The organism is Streptomyces aurantiaciflavus (genome assembly GCF_049808595.1).
Taxonomy (GTDB): domain Bacteria; phylum Actinomycetota; class Actinomycetes; order Streptomycetales; family Streptomycetaceae; genus Streptomyces.
In genome coordinates this window covers 69,895-87,001 of the sequence record NZ_JBNCAQ010000018.1, presented here as the reverse complement: position 1 = coordinate 87,001, position 17,107 = coordinate 69,895, and the positions used below count along the sequence as shown (strand labels likewise).

Sequence of the window (17,107 nt, the reverse complement as noted above, 5' to 3'; positions counted from 1 at the left end):
TGCGGGGTGACGGTCAGCCGAGGGCCTTGCCCGGCAGTTCGACTTTCGCCCCCAGCTCCACGAGCTTCTCCATGAAGTTCTCGTAGCCGCGGTTGATGAGGTCGATGCCGTGGACGCGGGACGTGCCCTGGGCCGCGAGGGCGGCGATCAGGTACGAGAAGCCGCCGCGAAGGTCGGGGATGACCAGGTCGGCGCCCTGGAGCTTCGTGGGGCCGGACACGACCGCCGAGTGCAGGAAGTTGCGCTGGCCGAAGCGGCAGTGGGAGCCGCCCAGGCACTCGCGGTAGAGCTGGATGTGGGCGCCCATCTGGTTCAGCGCGGAGGTGAAGCCCAGGCGGGACTCGTAGACCGTCTCGTGGATGATGGACAGGCCCGTGGCCTGCGTCAGGGCCACGACAAGCGGCTGCTGCCAGTCGGTCTGGAAGCCGGGGTGGACGTCCGTCTCCAGGGCGATGGACTTCAGCTGGCCGCCGGGGTGCCAGAAGCGGATGCCCTCGTCGTCGATGCGGAAGGCGCCGCCGACCTTCCGGTAGGTGTTCAGGAAGGTCATCATCGAGCGCTGCTGGGCGCCGCGGACGTATATGTTGCCCTCGGTCGCCAGCGCGGCGGACGCCCAGGAGGCGGCCTCCAGACGGTCCGGGAGGGCGCGGTGGTCGTAGCCGCCGAGCTTCTCCACACCGGTGATGCGGATGGTGCGGTCGGTGTCCATCGCGATGATGGCGCCCATTTTCTGCAGGACGCAGATCAGGTCCTCGATCTCCGGCTCCACGGCCGCGTTCGAGAGCTCCGTCACGCCGTCGGCGAGGACGGCCGTCAGCAGCACCTGCTCGGTCGCGCCCACGGACGGGTACGGCAGCCGGATCTTGGTGCCGCGCAGCCGGTGCGGGGCCTCCAGGTACTGGCCGTCCGCCCGCTTCTCGATCTTCGCGCCGAACTGACGCAGCACGTCGAAGTGGAAGTCGATGGGCCGGCCACCGATGTCGCAGCCGCCCAGGCCCGGGATGAAGGCGTGCCCGAGGCGGTGCAGCAGCGGACCGCAGAAGAGGATCGGGATACGGCTGGAGCCGGCGTGCGCGTCGATGTCGGCGACGTTCGCGCTCTCGACGTACGTCGGGTCCATCACCAGCTCGCCCGGCTCCTCGCCCGGACGGACCGTCACACCGTGCAGTTGCAGCAGGCCGCGTACGACCCGCACGTCACGGATGTCCGGAACGTTGCGCAGCCGACTCGGCTCGCTGCCCAGCAGGGCGGCGACCATGGCCTTGGGTACGAGGTTCTTCGCACCGCGGACACGGATCTCGCCCTCCAGCGGGGTTCCGCCGTGGACAAGCAGGACATCGTCGTTGACGGTCATGTATCTCGCGTTCCATGGAGTGGGGCAGGGCCAGAGGAGACAGAGTAATCGCCGTGTGCCCCCCTGCTGTAAGCCCAAGTACCGCCCAGGAACGTCATAGCTGTGTCACAACACGAACTGTTTTGCGGCGGGCACATGCGGTCACGGACGCCCGCCGTGCGCCTGGGGTGCACCCCTCGTGCCCTGAGCTGCGCCTCACCCTCCTCGCCGCATTGGCTCCCCATGCGGCGGGAAGATGCGGGATCATGTCTGGCATGACCGAGGTGTCCTCGCTCACAGGGCGGCTGCTCGTGGCAACCCCCGCCCTGGCGGACCCGAACTTCGACCGTGCGGTGGTGCTCCTTCTCGACCACGACGAGGAGGGCTCGCTCGGTGTCGTCCTCAACCGCCCGACGCCCGTGGGCGTGGGCGACATCCTGGAGGGCTGGGCGGACCTCACCGGTGAACCCGGAGTCGTCTTCCAGGGCGGCCCGGTGTCCCTCGACTCCGCGCTGGGCGTCGCCGTGATCCCCGGCGGCTCCGCGATCGACGGCGCCCCGCTGGGCTGGCGGCGGGTGCACGGCGCGATCGGCCTCGTCGACCTGGAGGCCCCGCCGGAGCTCCTCGCCTCGGCGCTCGGCTCGCTGAGAATCTTCGCCGGGTACGCCGGCTGGGGCCCCGGCCAGCTGGAGGACGAGCTGGTGGACGGTGCCTGGTACGTCGTCGAGTCCGAACCCGGCGACGTCTCCTCGCCGTCCCCGGAGAGACTCTGGCGGGAAGTGCTGCGACGCCAGCGCAACGAGCTGGCGATGGTGGCGACGTACCCGGACGACCCGTCGCTCAACTGAACCGTGCGCGCTTCAGTACCCTTGTGCGCATGAGCACTCTCGAGCCCGAGCGGGGCACCGGTACGGGGACCCTCGTAGAGCCGACGCCGCAGGTGTCGCACGGTGACGGCGACCACGAGCGCTTCGCGCACTACGTCCAGAAGGACAAGATCATGGCGAGCGCCCTCGACGGGACCCCCGTCGTGGCGCTGTGCGGCAAGGTGTGGGTGCCCGGCCGTGACCCCAAGAAGTACCCGGTGTGCCCGATGTGCAAGGAGATTTACGACTCCATGGGCTCTGGAGGGGACGACGAGGGCAAGGGCGACAAGTGACCGTCTGACGCCGTCCGGCTCCGACTGACGACGCGAAGGCCTTCAGGGCGCGCTTTGGTGCGCCCTGAAGGCCTTCGCGTCGTTGTGTCGCCGTGTCCGTCCGCGGTGCACGGCGTGCGTTCGCCGGTCACAGAGTGGTGGAGACCTCTTGTGGCGGTGTCCATGAAGTCCCTAGCCTCCCGAGTGTTGTGCACATAGCGAAACCATCATTGCGCATAGTGCAACGCACTGGAGGGTGGATGGTGCTCGGCGCCGCCGAACCGGCCGGGGAGATCGAGTCGAGCGAGCCGCGGCCATGAACGCTCTCGCCCTCGCGGCATTCCTTCCGGCGCGTGTTCGAACAGCAGGAATTCGGCCGTCACTTCCTCAACAGCCTTGTCGTCGCGGGCACCGTGGTGATCGCCTCGGCGGTGATCGCGTTTCTCGCCGCGACCGCCGTCACGCGATTCCGCTTCCGCTTCCGGGCCCCCTTGCTGATCATGTTCCCGCCTTCTCGTCGCCCTTCGCGATCTGGATGTCGAGGGGCTTCGTGAAAGCCGTCCCGGAGGCCCTGGAGGAGGCCGGCGTGTTTTCCTTCATCTCCGCCTGGACGACTTCCTGTTCGCCAAGTCGTTCATCACCGGCGACACTTCGCAGTCGACGCCGCCGAGGGCCCTGCCGGTGTTCTGCAAGCCGGACGATCCCGACCGGGCGGGGTGATGGCGGGGTCCACGGTGATGACGATTCCGGTGCTGGTCTTCTTCGTACTCGTACAGCGACGGCTGGTCTCCGGGCCGGGCGGAGCGGTGAAGGACTGACGTGACTGAAGTGTCCGACGTGACTTCTGGAACCGAACTGATTCCGGCGCCGCTGGCCGCGGAAGGGCCCTACCGGTGCGGGTTCGTCGTCGACGACGACACCACCCTGTGGGCGGGGCCCGGCACGGCCACCACCGAGCGCTGGCTGCGGGCCACCCTCGGCGCCGCCTACGGGCTGCGCCTGCCGCCCGGCGCGGCGCACGCCCCGGGCTCCCTGCGGCTGCTTGTCGACGACTCCCTGGCCCCGGAGGCGTACCAGCTCAGGGTGGCCGGCCACCTGGGCATCGAAATCCGGGGCGGTGACCCGGCCGGTGTCTTCTGGGGCGCCCAGACCCTGCGTCAACTCCTCGGCCCGGACGCCTTCCGGCGCGCTCCCGTGCGGCCCGGGATCTCCTTCGGCGTCCCTGTCCAGACCATCGAGGATTCCCCCCGTTTCCGCTGGCGCGGCCTTCTCCTCGACGTGGCCCGGCACTTCATGCCGAAGGAAGGCGTCCTGCGCTACCTGGATCTGATGGCCGCGCACAAACTCAACGTCCTCCACTTCCACTTGACCGACGACCAGGGCTGGCGCATCGAGATCGAGAAGTACCCGAGGCTCACCGAGATCGGCTCCTGGCGCTCCCGTACGAAATTCGGCCACCGCGCCTCGCCGTTGTGGGACGAGAGGCCGCACGGCGGCTTCTACACCCAGGACGACATCCGGGAGATCGTCGCGTACGCCGCCGAGCGGCATATCACCGTCGTCCCCGAAATCGACGTACCGGGCCACTCGCAGGCGGCCATCGCCGCGTATCCGGAACTCGGCAACACCGACGTCATCGACACCACCGCCCTCTCCGTCTGGGACACCTGGGGGATCAATCCCAACGTACTGGCCCCCACTGACAACACCCTGCGCTTCTACGAGGGGGTGTTCGAGGAGATCCTGGAACTCTTCCCGTCGCGGTTCGTGCACATCGGCGGCGACGAATGCCCCAGGGACCAGTGGCGGCGGTCGCCCACCGCGCAGGCCCGGATCCAGGAACTCGGGCTCGCCGACGAGGACGAACTGCAGGCGTGGTTCGTCGGGCACTTCGACAAGTGGCTCTCCGCGCGCGGGCGTCGGCTCATCGGCTGGGACGAGATCCTGGAGGGCGGTCTCGCCGAGGGCGCGACCGTGTCGTCCTGGCGGGGGTACGCCGGCGGGATCGCCGCCGCGCGCGCGGGACACGACGTCGTCATGTGCCCCGAGCAGCAGGTGTACCTGGACCACCGGCAGGACGGCGACCCGGACGAGCCGGTCCCGATCGGGTACGTGCGCACCCTGGAGGACGTCTACCGGTTCGAGCCCGTTCCACCGGAGTTGACGCCCGAGGAGGCGGCCCGTGTGCTGGGCACGCAGGCCAACGTGTGGACCGAGGTGACGGAGGACCAGGCGCGCGTGGACTACCAGGCCTTTCCCCGGCTCGCCGCCTTCGCCGAGGTCGCCTGGAGCCGGCTGCCCGCCCCGGCGGAGCGGGACTTCGCGGACTTCGAGCGGCGGATGGACGCCCACTACGCGCGGCTCGACGCCCTGGGCGTCGCCTACCGGCCGCCGACCGGGCCCAGGCCGTGGCAGCGGCGGCCCGGTGTCCCCGGGCGCCCGATCGACGGTCCGCCGCCGAACCGGTAGCCGGCGGGATCCTCCCGGGCGTCACGGAAAAACCCCGACAGGGTCACCGAAGAGTGGCAATTCGAGCACACCGGTGATGCCGTGCGAAAACGGTCCATCTCCAGGGTGAGGTGGGCGAATGCCTCCTAGCGGACCCCCGCGTTCGGGCCTTGCGAAGATGTGCCAGAGTTGCCACGTCCGCCCTGTCAGCACGTACCGTACGGCAACACAGGTGGGACCAGGTGGGGCAGCGGGAAGGGGCAGCCGGTTTTGACCACGCACGCACCGCAGGCGGCGCAGGCCGTCACGCTGCCGACGACGCTCGACGAGGCCGTGGCGGCCCTGGCGGCCATGCCCGCCGCCGTGCCCGTGGCCGGCGGCACCGACCTGATGGCCGCCGTCAACTCCGGGCAGCTCAGGCCCGCCGCGCTGGTCGGCCTCGGCCGGATCAGCGAGATCCGCGGCTGGCAGTACCAGGACGGCCACGCGCTGCTCGGCGCCGGACTCACGCACGCGCGCATGGGCCGCCCCGACTTCGCCGCCCTCATCCCGGCGCTCGCGGCCGCCGCGCGCGCCGCGGGCCCGCCGCACATCCGCAACGCGGGCACCCTGGGCGGCAACATCGCCTCGGCGTCCCCCACGGGTGACGCGCTGCCCGTGCTGGCCGCGCTGGAGGCGACCCTGATCGTCGCGGGCCCGGGCGGAGCCCGCCGGGAGGTCCCGGTGTCGCACCTGCTGGCCGGCATGGAGATGCTGCGCGGCGGTGAACTCATCGGGTACGTGCGCGTGCCGCTGCTGCACGCCCCGCAGGTCTTCCTGAAGGCGACCGGCCGCACCGGGCCCGGGCGTGCCGTCGCGTCCGTCGCCCTCGTCCTGGACCCCGCCCGGCGCGGAGTCAGGTGCGCCGTCGGCGCCATAGCGCCGATGCCGCTGCGGCCCCTGGAGGCCGAGCAGTGGGTCGCCCGGCTCATCGACTGGGACAACAACCGCGCGGTCGTCCCCGAGGCCCTCAACGCCTTCGGGGAGTACGTCGCCGCCGCCTGCATCCCGGACCCGGTCCCCGCCGAGGACGGCTCCGTGCAACCGCTTCCGCCCGCCGTACTGCACCTGCGGCGCACCGTCGCCGCGCTGGCCCGACGAGCACTGGGGAGGGCGCTGTCGTGACCGACGACCAGCAGGGACAGGGCACACCGCCGGGTGGCGGCCGCTGGGACCCGCTGCCCCAGGGCGACTACGACGACGGCGCCACCGCCTTCGTGAAGCTGCCCGAGGGCGGCATCGACGCCCTCCTGGCCGCCCGCGGCGACAGCCCGCTCGCGGCCCCCGGACACGGCTACGTGCCGCCGCAGATAACGGTGGCGCACGAGGGGACCGACCCCGCGGCGACCGGCACGGACGCGTGGACGGCCCCGGCCGGCGGGACGGAGTGGCCCGCCCCGGCGGCGGACGGGACGTCCGGCGGCGACCGCTTCACGTACAACCCCGGCGCGACCGGGCAGTGGACTTTCGGCGACGTCGGCGCGACCGCACCGGAGGTCGCGCCCGCCCCCGGTCACGACGTGACCGGCCAGTGGTCGATCCCGGTCGCCGGCGGGGACCTGCCCGACGAATCGGGCGAGTTCACCACGTCGTCCCTGGTCGAGCAGTGGGGCCGCACGCCTCCGGCGACCCTGCCGGGAGGCGCGCCGGCGCCCTGGGTGACCGAGCCGGAGCAGGAGGCGGGCCCGCAGGGGCAGCCGTGGGCGCAGGAGACGACCGGGACCGGACAGCCGTCCGAGGGTTCCGTCCCCTTCGGCGGCCAGGCCCTGGAAGCCGCACCGGAGCCGGGACAGCCGGCGCCGGCGGCGCCCGCCTTCGGGCACGCGCCGGAGCACTCGGCGTCGGAACACACGGCACCGGAGTCGTCGTACGGCTCCCCGACGGCGCCCGAGCCGGACGTCGTGGAGGCCTCTCAGACCGCTTCTGAGGCCGGTGAGGCTCCCGAGGCCACCGAGGACGCCCACGAGGCGGCGGAGGCCGTCCAGGAGCCCGCTGAGCCCGCCTCAGGGTCCGGCCCGGCCGAGGCCCACGACGAGCGGGCGGACGCCGAACCCGCCGCCGAGGTCACGGGGCCGTCCACGCGCGTGGACGGCGAGGAGGCTCCCGAGGCCCCTCCCCGCCACGACGAACACCCCCTCGCCTCCTACGTGCTGCGCGTCAACGGCTCCGACCGCCCCGTCACCGACGCATGGATCGGCGAGTCGCTGCTCTACGTCCTGCGCGAGCGGCTCGGGCTCGCGGGCGCCAAGGACGGCTGCTCGCAGGGCGAGTGCGGGGCCTGCAACGTGCAGGTGGACGGGCGGCTCGTCGCCTCCTGCCTGGTGCCGGCCGTCACCACCGCCGGCAGCGAGGTCCGCACCGTCGAGGGCCTCGCCGTCGACGGGCAGCCCTCGGACGTGCAGCGGGCGCTCGCCAGGTGCGGCGCGGTGCAGTGCGGTTTCTGCGTGCCCGGCATGGCGATGACCGTGCACGACCTGCTGGAGGGCAACCCGGCGCCCACCGAACTGGAGACCCGTCAGGCGCTGTGCGGCAACCTGTGCCGCTGCTCCGGCTACCGGGGTGTCCTGCAGGCCGTCAAGGACGTCGTCGCCGAACGCGAGGCGCACACCGCGGCGGAGACCGAGACGGACGGCGACGAGGCCCGTATTCCTCACCAGGCGGGTCCGGGCGCGGGCGGGGTCCACCTGTCGGCGTTCGAGAACCCGAACCAGCCGCATCCGCACGACCCGGTGTACGGCCAGGACGGAGGCCAGGCGTGAGCAACGAAGCAGCCACCGTGACGAGCCCCGCGGAGGCCGCCGCGGCCCCCGAGCCGCTCCCGCACGGCCTCGGCGCCTCCCTGCCGCCCGCCGACGCCCGCGCCAAGACCGAGGGCACCTTCCCGTACGCGGCCGACCTGTGGGCCGAGGGCCTGCTCTGGGCGGCCGTGCTGCGCTCCCCGCACGCGCACGCGCGCATCGTCTCCATCGACACCTCCCACGCGCGCGAGATGCCCGGCGTACGGGCCGTCGTCACCCACGAGGACGTTCCCGGCAGCCCGCTGCACGGACGCGGCAAGGCCGACCGCCCGGTGTTCGCCTCCGAGGTCGTACGCCACCACGGCGAGCCCATCGCGGCCGTCGCCGCCGACCACCCCGACACCGCCCGGATGGCCGCCGCGGCCGTCATCGTCGAGTACGAGGTGCTCGACCCGGTGACCGACCCCGAGCAGGCCTTCGAGGCCGAGCCGCTGCACCCCGACGGCAACCTGATCCGGCACATCCCGCTGCACCACGGCGACCCGGCCGCCTCCGGCGAGATCGTCGTCGAGGGCCTGTACCGCATCGGCCGCCAGGACCCGGCCCCGATCGGCGCCGAGGCCGGCCTCGCCGTGCCCCGCCCCGACGGCGGCGTGGAGCTGTACCTGGCCTCCACCGACCCGCACACCGACCGCGACACGGCCGCCGCGTGCTACGGCCTGGAACCCGATCGGGTGAAGGTCGTCGTCACCGGTGTGCCCGGCGCCACCGCCGACCGCGAGGACCAGGGCTTCCAGTTGCCGCTCGGCCTGCTGGCGCTGAAGACCGGCTGCCCGGTGAAGCTGACGGCGACCCGCGAGGAGTCCTTCCTCGGCCACGCCCACCGCCACCCCACCCTGCTCAGATACCGCCACCACGCGGACGCCGAGGGCAAGCTGGTCAAGGTCGAGGCGCAGATCCTGCTGGACGCGGGCGCCTACGCCGACACCTCCGCCGAGGCCCTGGCCGCCGCCGTCTCCTTCGCCTGCGGCCCCTACGTCGTCCCGAACGCCTTCATCGAGGGCTGGGCCGTCCGCACCAACAACCCGCCCTCCGGCCATGTGCGCGGCGAGGGCGCGATGCAGGTCTGCGCCGCGTACGAGGCGCAGATGGACAAGCTGGCGAAGAAGCTGGGCGTCGACCCGGCGGAACTGCGGCTGCGCAACGTCATGGCGACCGGTGACGTCCTCCCGACCGGCCAGACGGTGACCTGCCCCGCGCCGGTCGCCGAACTCCTCCAGGCCGTCCAGGAGTTCCCGCTCCCGCCCCTCCCGAAGGACTCCCCGGAGGAGGACTGGCTGCTGCCCGGCGGCCCCGAGGGCGCGGGCGAGCCGGGCGCGGTGCGCCGGGGCGTGGGCTACGGCCTGGGCATGGTGCACATGCTCGGCGCGGAGGGCGCCGACGAGGTCTCCACGGCCACGGTCAAGGTCCACAACGGCGTCGCCACCGTGCTGTGCGCGGCGGTGGAGACCGGTCAGGGCTTCACCACGCTGGCCCGCCAGATCGTCCAGGAGACCCTCGGCATCGACGAGGTGCACGTCGCACCCGTCGACACCGACCAGCCGCCGGCCGGCGCGGGCTGCCGCGGCCGCCACACCTGGGTCTCGGGCGGCGCGGTGGAACGCGCGGCCAAGATGGTCCGCACGCAGCTGCTCCAGCCCCTGGCGCACAAGTTCGGCATGTCCACCGAACTGCTCCAGATCACCGACGGCAAGATCACCTCGTACGACGGCGTCCTGTCGACCACCGTCACCGAGGAGCTGCACGGCAAGGAGCTGTGGGCGACGGCCCAGTGCCGCCCGCATCCGACGGAACCGCTGGACGGCGCCGGCCAGGGCGACGCCTTCGTGGGCCTGGCGTTCTGCGCGATCCGCGCCGTCGTGGACGTCGACATCGAGCTGGGCTCGGTGCGGGTCGTGGAGCTGGCGGTCGCCCAGGACGTCGGCCGGGTCCTGAACCCCGCCCAGCTGGCCGCCCGTATCGAGGCGGGCGTCACCCAGGGCGTCGGCATCGCGCTCACGGAGAACCTCCGCACCCCGCGCGGCCTGATCCGCCACCCCGACCTCACGGGGTACGCGCTTCCGACCGCCCTGGACGCGCCCGACATCCAGATCGTCAAGCTGGTCGAGGAGCGGGACGTGGTCGCCCCCTTCGGCGCGAAGGCGGTCAGCGCGGTCCCGGTCGTGACCTCCCCGGCGGCCATCGCCTCCGCAGTACGGGCCGCGACGGGCCGCCCGGTGAACCGGCTGCCGATAAGGCCGCAGGCGGCGGTGGTGACGGGCCAGTGAGCGAGCCGGATCCGCAGCGCTACGAACCCCCGCCGGGCGTGGGCAAGCTGCTGCTGTGGATCCTGCTGTTCGTGCTGGCGGCGGTCGTGGTCGTGCTGGGCGGCGTCTTCCTGACGTGAACGGCGTCGTGCTCGTCACCGGCGTGATGCCCGCCGGCAAGTCGACGGTCGCCCAGGCCCCCGCGCGCAGGCCCTCGCGGGCGGCACACGTGCGTGGGGACGTCTTCCGCCGGACGGTGACGGCCCGCGAGGCGCGCCGCGAGACGACGGGCTACGGCACCGCCTGGACGGTGCGGGACCTGGACGCCGAACTGCGCACCCGCAGCCCGCGCGTCGGACTGTGGCCGGCCACCACGGAGCTGACGGTGGGGGAGACGGTCGAGGCGATTCCCGCGGGACGGGAACGCGCGCGGGTGGCCTGACGTCTTCCCAGGTGAGGGCCGTTGTCAGTGGGGCCGCGTAGGGTGCGGAGCAGTGGGACGGCGAACTTCACGCACGGGGGAACCAATGGGCACGACCGGGACCGCCGCCGGCACGGCGATGATCACCTTCACCGAGGACCAGCTGGATCCGTACGTCACCCACGCGCCGACGCGCCGCTGGCTGACCGGCCCCGGCCTGCCGGGCACCGGCGGCCTGCTGACGTTCGAGGCACTGCGCACGGACGGGCTGCGCACGGTCGGGGACTCGACGGGGGACGCCGAGGGCCGCCTGGCGGCGGAGCTGCGCGACCAACTGGTCATCGGCGGACTGCTCGGCCTCGCCGGCCGGCAGACGGAGTCGGTGCTGCTCGACGGTGCCACCGGCGAGATCACGTCGACGTACTTCCTCCACGACCGTCCCGACCTGATGGACCGCCGCCCGCTCGCGCCCTCCCTGGAGAAGCTCGTGCGGTTCGCCACGGCCGCCGACGAACTGGCCGCCCTGCGGGGCCAGTTCGCGGCCTACGCCGGACGCTTCGGGCCGGAGGCGGTGGCGGAGGCGTCGGGACAACTGCTGGCGCTGTACGAGGCGGGCGCGGACGGCGAGATGCCGCTGTTCTGGCGGCTGGCCGCGGTGATCCGCCCCCTCGCCCTGATCGCGGGCCCCGGCACCCGCTCGGGTCTGGCCCTGGACCTGCCGCCGCGCCTCCTGGACGAGGAGTTCGACACCGGAGCGATCGTCCGCTTCGAGGAGGTCGACTTCCCGGCCGCGCTCACACATGAGCCGACCCGCCGTTTCCTGCGGGAGACGGGCCTGCCGGAGGAATGCGTCTGGTTCACCCTCGACACGGACGCGCCCCTGCCCACCCTCGCCGAGCACTGGGCCGACACGCCGGACGCCGAACTCCCCGAGAACGCCGACCACTTGATCCGTGTGGGCCACCTCCTGGAGGACACGAGCATCGTCGTCGACGGCACCACCGGCGCGGTCCTGCACTGGAGCGAGGCCGAGGCCAGGCTCCGCCCGCTGAACGCCGACATCTCGACCCTGGCGTTCACCCTCTGGCTCATCCACCGCGAACAGTCCCTCGACGCGGCCCACGAACTCACCGAGGCCTACGACCAACTGGCGGCCACCATGACCCGCACCCTCGCCGCCCTGGACCCCGTCACCTGCGACCCGACCCGCACGACCCCCACCGACGACGGCTGGCGGTACTGGCCGGAGATGTTCGAGGACGAGGCGGGCGGCGGGCTGTACGCGTAGCACCACGAACCCACCACCGGCGCCGACCGTCCAGCCGACCACCCACCAGCGGCCGACCGCGACGCCGGCGTAGAGGCCGTGGCGGGATTCGGACCCGCGTGACTCCCCGCGAGCGGAGCTCGCTGACGGATGCGGCGCAGGCGAGTCCCTGAACCACTCGGGCACGCGGTCGTTCGGTGCGTCTTGTTGGAGGCCGTGGCGGGATTCGGACCCGCGTGACTCCCCGCGAGCGGAGCTCGCTGACGGATGCGGCGCAGGCGAGTCCCTGAACCACTCGGGCACGCGGCCGTTCGGTACGTCTTGTTGGAGGCCGTGGCGGGAATCGAACCCACGTAACTCGCTTTGCAGGTTTGTCTGTGCTGGTCAGGGCGTGATCCGGATGCGTTCGCCGGCGTTCATTCCCGTGCGGACGCTGTGCCGGTCGCGGCGGAGCGAACGGCCCCGGACGGTCGTGCACGACGATGAACGAGACGGAAACTGAGACGGCCGGGTGCGGGCTCCGTGCCCAGGGAAGGACTACCTAACCTAGTAGGTCTTCGGATCTCACTCCCGTCCCGTATCAACGGCACCAGAGCCGCTTTGACAGAGATCTACTGCCCGAGGTAGTACTTAAGGGCGTCGATCTGCATTCGTCGTCATCGTTCGACACCTAGACCACCAAATCCGGGTGGCCCCGGTCGGGGCACTGCGAACCGCGGGAACGTCATGGGCAAGGGGCCCCGGCGGGATCAAGGTGAAGGTTCAGCGAAAACGGGATGCGGCAGGCGCCACGGAGCACATCATCAGCCGTCGGGCGGTGGTCCTCTTCGTGGGCGGACGATCAACTTCTTTCTTTGGCGTCGCACCGCTGAAGCCGTCGCAGCGACTGGGCTGTGAACGGAAGTGTCACGATGGACCTGATCCAGTGACCGAGAACAACCCGCTTTTCCGCGAGCCGGAGGAGCCTGAGCCCCGCGTGAGCCTGCCTGCTTCTTCCGATCGCGACATGGAAGAGCTGAGCATCACTCGGTGGCCGTCGCTCCTCCCGGACGTTCCTGAGACCTCCGCTCTGCGCAAGGTCGGGCAGCGGCTGAAGAACAACCAGCGCACCAACCTCAGCGAGGATGCACGTAAGGCCGCCGCGGCCCTGCAGGTGGAGCCCGAGCGGGCCGCCCTGCTCGTGACGGAGCAGACCAACGGGGTCTCGCTGCTGAGCAAGGTGGCCGTCCCGGGAGGCTCGCTGTACGTCATCGAGTGCCAGGCCTGGACCCGGATGCTCTTCCCGCTCTACCAGCCGCGTATTGCGGCCCTATCCCTGGCCGTTCAGCCGCCGAAGCTCCTGGACGACCACGATGCGAGCGGCCCGCTGGCGCAGGCGCGCTGTGAGTTCGACAGCCCCAAGGATCTCGCGGATCTGGTCCGCGAGACCGTGGCCAACACGCTGCGTGTGCCCAAGGCCGACTACTCCGCCTCGATCCTGCAGCGGGGCGTGTCCGAGCCGCTGCTCGTGATCCTCGTGCGGATCACCTTCGCCAACGGCGCCCCCAGCCGGGTCCTGCCGGTGGTCGTCGACGGCATCTCCCGGCTCTCCTCCGCCGCCAAGACTCGCACCGGCAAGACCGACGTTGGCGCCGCTGACGCGGTCGTGGAGGACCTGCTGCGCGACCCCGCCTCGCTGCGGCGCGCCGTCCGGGACGAGGTCGCGCAGTACAACGCTGCCTACCACCGGGGTCTGACCGACAAGGTGGTGCGCGTCGGCCAGGCGGCCACCGTGCCCGTTCGCTTGGTGGTCGGGGCCCGCAACGGCGACACCATGGAGGTCAACCCGTGACCACGACCACCGCACAGCCGGCCGGGTTCTCGTTCGTGACGATGGTGGAAAACCTCGTCGCGGGCGAGCACCTGGAGAAGAACCCGTGGACGCCCGATGCGATGTGGCACAACATCGCTAACCAGACCGTCGAAGCGCTGGTGGCCCGAGGCGAACTGCGACGTGAGGAGGCTGACATCGTCACCGGTCTCACCCCGCTGGACGCGCTGCCTGCGGCCATCGGGTGCCCGGAGGCCTCTCCCATCTGGCGTTGCATCTACACCGCGTACCGGCTCACCGCCGGTTCGTCCTTCGGCAACACGAAGTACGAGATCCGCAACATCATGGCCCGCCGTGCGGTGACCACCAAGCAGTTCAGTTTCATGCTCGGTGTCCTGGTCGACCGGGACGTGCGTCAGCCGAAGAACCGCAGGGCCCCCGGCGTGCGGAAACCGGCGACTCTGCAGACGGCCCGCAACGCTTTCGGCGATGGCGGGTTCCTCACCGAGGACGTGCCCGGCAAGTACTGGGTGCCGACGTATGAGCCGCTGCCGCAGCTGCTGAAGCTCGCCCTCGCCGGGAACCCGAACGCGCGGATCACGCTGATGATCGGTGGCGGTTTCGTCCTGCTGATGGACGGCTACCTGACCCGCGACCGTGAGTCGAAGTTCTACGAGGGCAGCGCGCCCTTCCGCGGCTCGCCTTCGGCGATCCTCGCCGACCTGGCCAAGCATGAGCATGGTCTGCGCATGCTCGCCACCGCGTGGCAGGCCTGGGATCCGACCCAGCCGGCTCACGAGTACGACATCCCCGTCATTCGCGAGGACGGCAGTGTCATCATCACCGGAGACACCCGTGAAACCCGCCGTCCGGAACGGCTGACCGAGTACCGGCTGTACGAGATCGCGAACCCGGCGAAGGCCATGGCGGGGTTCCTCAAGCAGCAGGAGACCCGCAAGGCCAAGAATCAGGCCGCCACGCCGGAGGACCGTGACCGGGACAACCGCGAGCGCCTCACCATGGCGCTGGACATCGCGCACGACGCCGCCACCGCACTGAAGGAGTCGCCGGTCTCTCCTCCGCCGCACCCCTTCGGCTCCCACGAGGAGTGGGAGCACGTGAAGAGCAACGCACACCAGGTCTACGACATCCTCGTCAAGCACGAACCCGACCCGCAGGCCGGCTTCATCGCCAGCGAGGCGCCGGAGGATGGCGAAGACGATGAGTATGCCGAGGACGACTGACACGCCAGGAAGGAAGCTCGCGTAGCCAATGCCCGGCCCTACAACCCCCGTAGGGCCGGGCATTGGCGGGTGGGCCGGCCGGGAAGCCTCCAGCCATCTCGGTGGACGCGGTGAGGTTCGTCAACTGAACGTAGATAGTGACGCCTTAACCTTCGCAAGAGGGGCCCTACTGTCAGTGGGGCCGCATAGCATCCTCTCCATGACACTCCGGGAGTACTTGCATAAAGTCGCTTCTACCTACGACCGGACGGCTGGTACCGGGTCTCCGGCCGCGAAGCTGTTCAGGTCGGCGCCCATGGTCTTCGAGCCCTACGTTCCCGCGAGTTACATCATCAAAGGAAGCGCGGGGAACGGCGCTGGAGCGTTCTGCCCGTGGGTGTCGTTCTTCGATCCCGACGAGACAACCACCGCTACGCGAGGTATGTACCTCGTCTACCTCTTCGCGGAGGACATGAAGACGGTCTCACTGAGCCTGAACCAGGGCGTCACAGAGTTGCGTGCGACATTCGGAGCCGCCGAGGCAGAGAAGCGCCTCCGAGGCGAGGCCGCGGCCATCCGAGACGCAGTCCCAGGCGAAATGACCGGAGGGCTGGTGGACGTCATCGACCTGGGTGGGAGGGCTGGCCTTCCACGGGCCTACGAGGCGGGGAACATCCTCGCCCGCGCCTACGAGATCGGCTCTCTGCCGACCGACGAGGTGCTGAAGGCCGACCTTCGCAGGATGATCCAGCTCTACCAGGACGCTTTGGTTTTGCGGGAAGACCTGCGAAGCACTACGCGCGACCTGATCACTACGATCAAGCCGAAGGAGAGCGGCGACCAAGACCCGCTGCTCTACTTCGCCCCCAAGAGCGACGACGAGTACGTTCAGAAGATCACCGCCCGCTTGATCAAGAAGAGCCGCAAGCACGAGACCCTGGTTAAGCGCTATGGGGCATTCCTGGCTGAGACAGGGTTCACCGCCGGGACGAACGTGCACCCGCGTGACCTTGTCGCCAGGCGCGATGGTGACGACTGGCTCATCGAAGCCAAGGTGGTCCGACGTGGCAAGGGTCTGATGCAACTTCGGGTGACAGGTTCGGTCACGCGGCCTGGAGGGCCGGCGTGGTCATGACGGTCTCGAATTCGATGGGGGTCAGCCGGCCGAGTGAGGCTTGTCTGCGGCGTCGGTGGTAGGTCCGCTCGATCCAGGTCACGATCGCGATCCGGAGTTCTTCGCGGGTGGCCCAGACCCGGCGGTCGAGGACGTTCTTCTGCAGAAGGCTGAAGAAGGACTCCATGGCCGCGTTGTCGCCGGCAGCTCCGACCCTCCCTATCGATCCGGCCATCCGGTGGCGGTCGAGCGCCCGGACGAACTTCCGGGAGCGGAACTGCGATCCGCGATCGCTGTGCAGAATGCACCCGTCGACGTCTCCACGCCGGGCCACGGCGTTGTCGAGGGCGGCCACGGCCAGGCGAGACTTCATCCGCCCGTCGATGGAGTAGCCCACGATCCTGTTGCTGAAGGCGTCCTTGATCGCGCAGAGATAGAGCTTGCCTTCGCCGGTGGCGTGCTCGGTGATGTCGGTGAGCCACAGCCGGTTCGCGCAGGTCGCGGTGAAGTCACGGCGGACCAGGTCGTCGTGCACTGGCGGGCCGGCCTTCTTGCCCTTGCCGCGCTTCTTGCCGAACACGCTCCACCAGCGGTTGTCCCGGCAGATCCGCCATGCAGTCCGGTCTGCCATCACGGCCCCGGCGCTGCGGGCTTCGTCGGCCAGGAAGCGGTAGCCGAACTCCGGGTCGTCACGGTGCGCGTCGAACAGCGCGTTCGCGCGATACGCCTCCTCCAGCATGGCACCGGTCACCGGCTGGTCCAGCCAGCGGTAATAGGGCTGTCTGGCGAGCTTCAGCACCCGGCACGCAACCGTGACGGGCACCCCGTCCCCGGCCAGCTCCTTCACGAGCGGGTAGATCCTTTTCCCGGCAGATGCGCCTGCGACAGATAGGCCGCGGCCCGCCGCAGAACCTCGTTCTCCTGCTCCAGCAGCTTGATCCGCCGACGCGCTTCCCGAAGCTCGGCGCTGTCCTGGCTGGCCGTTCCGGGCTTGGTCCCGTCGTCGATGTCCGCGCGACGCATCCACTTCCACAACGTCATCGGGTGGACTCCGAAGTCGGTGGCCACCTGCTCGACCGTCACACCCGGCCCGCGGTTCCTCGCGACCCGCACGACGTCCTGGCGGAACTCTTCCGGATATGGCTTGGGCACAGCGACATCCTTCCCACCCGCCCCACAGGGCAAGCCAGTTCAGATGTCACCCGATCGTGCGGCAGACCCCAACGTCAGTCACGCTGTGCGTGAGGCGATCGGACAACTCGCCACCTAC

At 70.7% G+C, this 17,107-nt stretch carries 14 protein-coding genes, 2 tRNA genes and 1 pseudogene; 13 read left to right on the top strand and 4 right to left on the bottom strand.

Going from position 1 to position 17,107, the window contains the following annotated elements; all coding sequences use genetic code 11:
- Window positions 1–13: 13 nt before the first annotated feature.
- Window positions 14–1,354 (bottom strand): UDP-N-acetylglucosamine 1-carboxyvinyltransferase, encoded by a 1,341-nt coding sequence (gene murA / locus ACPT94_RS22465; RefSeq protein WP_360348518.1) that lies wholly within the window; start codon window positions 1,352–1,354, stop codon window positions 14–16.
- A 254-nt stretch (window positions 1,355–1,608) separates the two neighbouring features.
- Here murA and ACPT94_RS22460 point away from each other — a divergent pair, with 254 nt between their 5' ends.
- The 10 genes and pseudogenes from ACPT94_RS22460 (at window position 1,609) to ACPT94_RS22415 (ending at window position 11,711) form a co-directional block, all read left to right on the top strand.
- On the top strand, window positions 1,609–2,181 hold the full coding sequence (locus tag ACPT94_RS22460) for a YqgE/AlgH family protein (RefSeq protein ID WP_360348521.1): 573 nt from the start codon (window positions 1,609–1,611) through the stop codon (window positions 2,179–2,181).
- A gap of 29 nt (window positions 2,182–2,210) precedes the next feature.
- A complete protein-coding gene (locus tag ACPT94_RS22455; protein WP_360348524.1) occupies window positions 2,211–2,492 on the top strand; it encodes a DUF3039 domain-containing protein in 282 nt (93 codons plus the stop codon).
- 236 nt (window positions 2,493–2,728) lie between these two features.
- A pseudogene (locus tag ACPT94_RS22450) lies at window positions 2,729–3,289 on the top strand (carbohydrate ABC transporter permease); the annotation flags it as partial.
- Between the two features lie 19 nt (window positions 3,290–3,308).
- Window positions 3,309–4,940, top strand: coding sequence for a beta-N-acetylhexosaminidase (locus ACPT94_RS22445; RefSeq protein ID WP_425246671.1), 1,632 nt, complete (start codon window positions 3,309–3,311; stop codon window positions 4,938–4,940).
- A gap of 249 nt (window positions 4,941–5,189) precedes the next feature.
- The gene (locus ACPT94_RS22440) at window positions 5,190–6,083 is read left to right on the top strand and encodes an FAD binding domain-containing protein (protein ID WP_360348530.1); all 894 of its coding nucleotides are present in this window, start codon (window positions 5,190–5,192) and stop codon (window positions 6,081–6,083) included.
- Window positions 6,080–7,717 (top strand): 2Fe-2S iron-sulfur cluster-binding protein, encoded by a 1,638-nt coding sequence (locus ACPT94_RS22435; RefSeq protein ID WP_360348533.1) that lies wholly within the window; start codon window positions 6,080–6,082, stop codon window positions 7,715–7,717. Before ACPT94_RS22440 ends, ACPT94_RS22435 begins: the two co-directional genes overlap by 4 nt.
- Window positions 7,714–10,023: a xanthine dehydrogenase family protein molybdopterin-binding subunit gene (locus ACPT94_RS22430; protein WP_360348536.1), complete on the top strand. Its 2,310-nt coding sequence runs from the start codon at window positions 7,714–7,716 to the stop codon at window positions 10,021–10,023. The genes ACPT94_RS22435 and ACPT94_RS22430 overlap by 4 nt, the downstream gene beginning before the upstream one ends.
- On the top strand, window positions 10,020–10,142 hold the full coding sequence (locus ACPT94_RS22425) for a hypothetical protein (protein WP_360348539.1): 123 nt from the start codon (window positions 10,020–10,022) through the stop codon (window positions 10,140–10,142). The genes ACPT94_RS22430 and ACPT94_RS22425 overlap by 4 nt, the downstream gene beginning before the upstream one ends.
- Window positions 10,139–10,444, top strand: a complete 306-nt coding sequence (locus ACPT94_RS22420) for a nucleoside/nucleotide kinase family protein (RefSeq protein ID WP_425246670.1) — start codon at window positions 10,139–10,141, stop codon at window positions 10,442–10,444. Before ACPT94_RS22425 ends, ACPT94_RS22420 begins: the two co-directional genes overlap by 4 nt.
- Before the next feature lie 85 nt (window positions 10,445–10,529).
- A complete protein-coding gene (locus tag ACPT94_RS22415) occupies window positions 10,530–11,711 on the top strand; it encodes an SUKH-4 family immunity protein (RefSeq protein WP_425246669.1) in 1,182 nt (393 codons plus the stop codon).
- A 73-nt stretch (window positions 11,712–11,784) separates the two neighbouring features.
- Here ACPT94_RS22415 and ACPT94_RS22410 read toward each other — a convergent pair.
- Both ACPT94_RS22410 and ACPT94_RS22405 read right to left on the bottom strand, forming a co-directional pair.
- A tRNA-OTHER gene (locus ACPT94_RS22410) sits at window positions 11,785–11,882 on the bottom strand.
- Window positions 11,883–11,898: 16 nt separating this feature from the next.
- A tRNA-OTHER gene (locus ACPT94_RS22405) sits at window positions 11,899–11,999 on the bottom strand.
- A 616-nt stretch (window positions 12,000–12,615) separates the two neighbouring features.
- On the opposite strand from ACPT94_RS22405, the gene ACPT94_RS22400 reads away from it, so the two are divergent.
- The 3 genes from ACPT94_RS22400 (at window position 12,616) to ACPT94_RS22390 (ending at window position 15,858) form a co-directional block, all read left to right on the top strand.
- Window positions 12,616–13,521, top strand: a complete 906-nt coding sequence (locus tag ACPT94_RS22400; protein ID WP_425246668.1) for a hypothetical protein — start codon at window positions 12,616–12,618, stop codon at window positions 13,519–13,521.
- Entirely contained in the window at window positions 13,518–14,744 is a 1,227-nt protein-coding gene (locus tag ACPT94_RS22395; RefSeq protein WP_425246667.1) for a hypothetical protein, read from the top strand. Before ACPT94_RS22400 ends, ACPT94_RS22395 begins: the two co-directional genes overlap by 4 nt.
- A gap of 199 nt (window positions 14,745–14,943) precedes the next feature.
- Complete coding sequence (locus ACPT94_RS22390; protein ID WP_425246666.1) at window positions 14,944–15,858, top strand: MrcB family domain-containing protein; 915 nt, start codon at window positions 14,944–14,946, stop codon at window positions 15,856–15,858.
- On the opposite strand, the gene ACPT94_RS22385 is transcribed toward ACPT94_RS22390, so the two are convergent.
- Window positions 15,827–16,989, bottom strand: a protein-coding gene (locus tag ACPT94_RS22385) for an IS3 family transposase (protein ID WP_425246665.1) whose coding sequence is annotated in 2 segments (ribosomal slippage) — window positions 15,827–16,702 and window positions 16,705–16,989 — 1,161 coding nt in all. Because the reading frame shifts where the segments join, the coding sequence is not laid out codon by codon here. The two genes, ACPT94_RS22390 and ACPT94_RS22385, sit on opposite strands and share 32 nt — an antisense overlap.
- Between the last annotated feature and the right edge of the window lie 118 nt (window positions 16,990–17,107).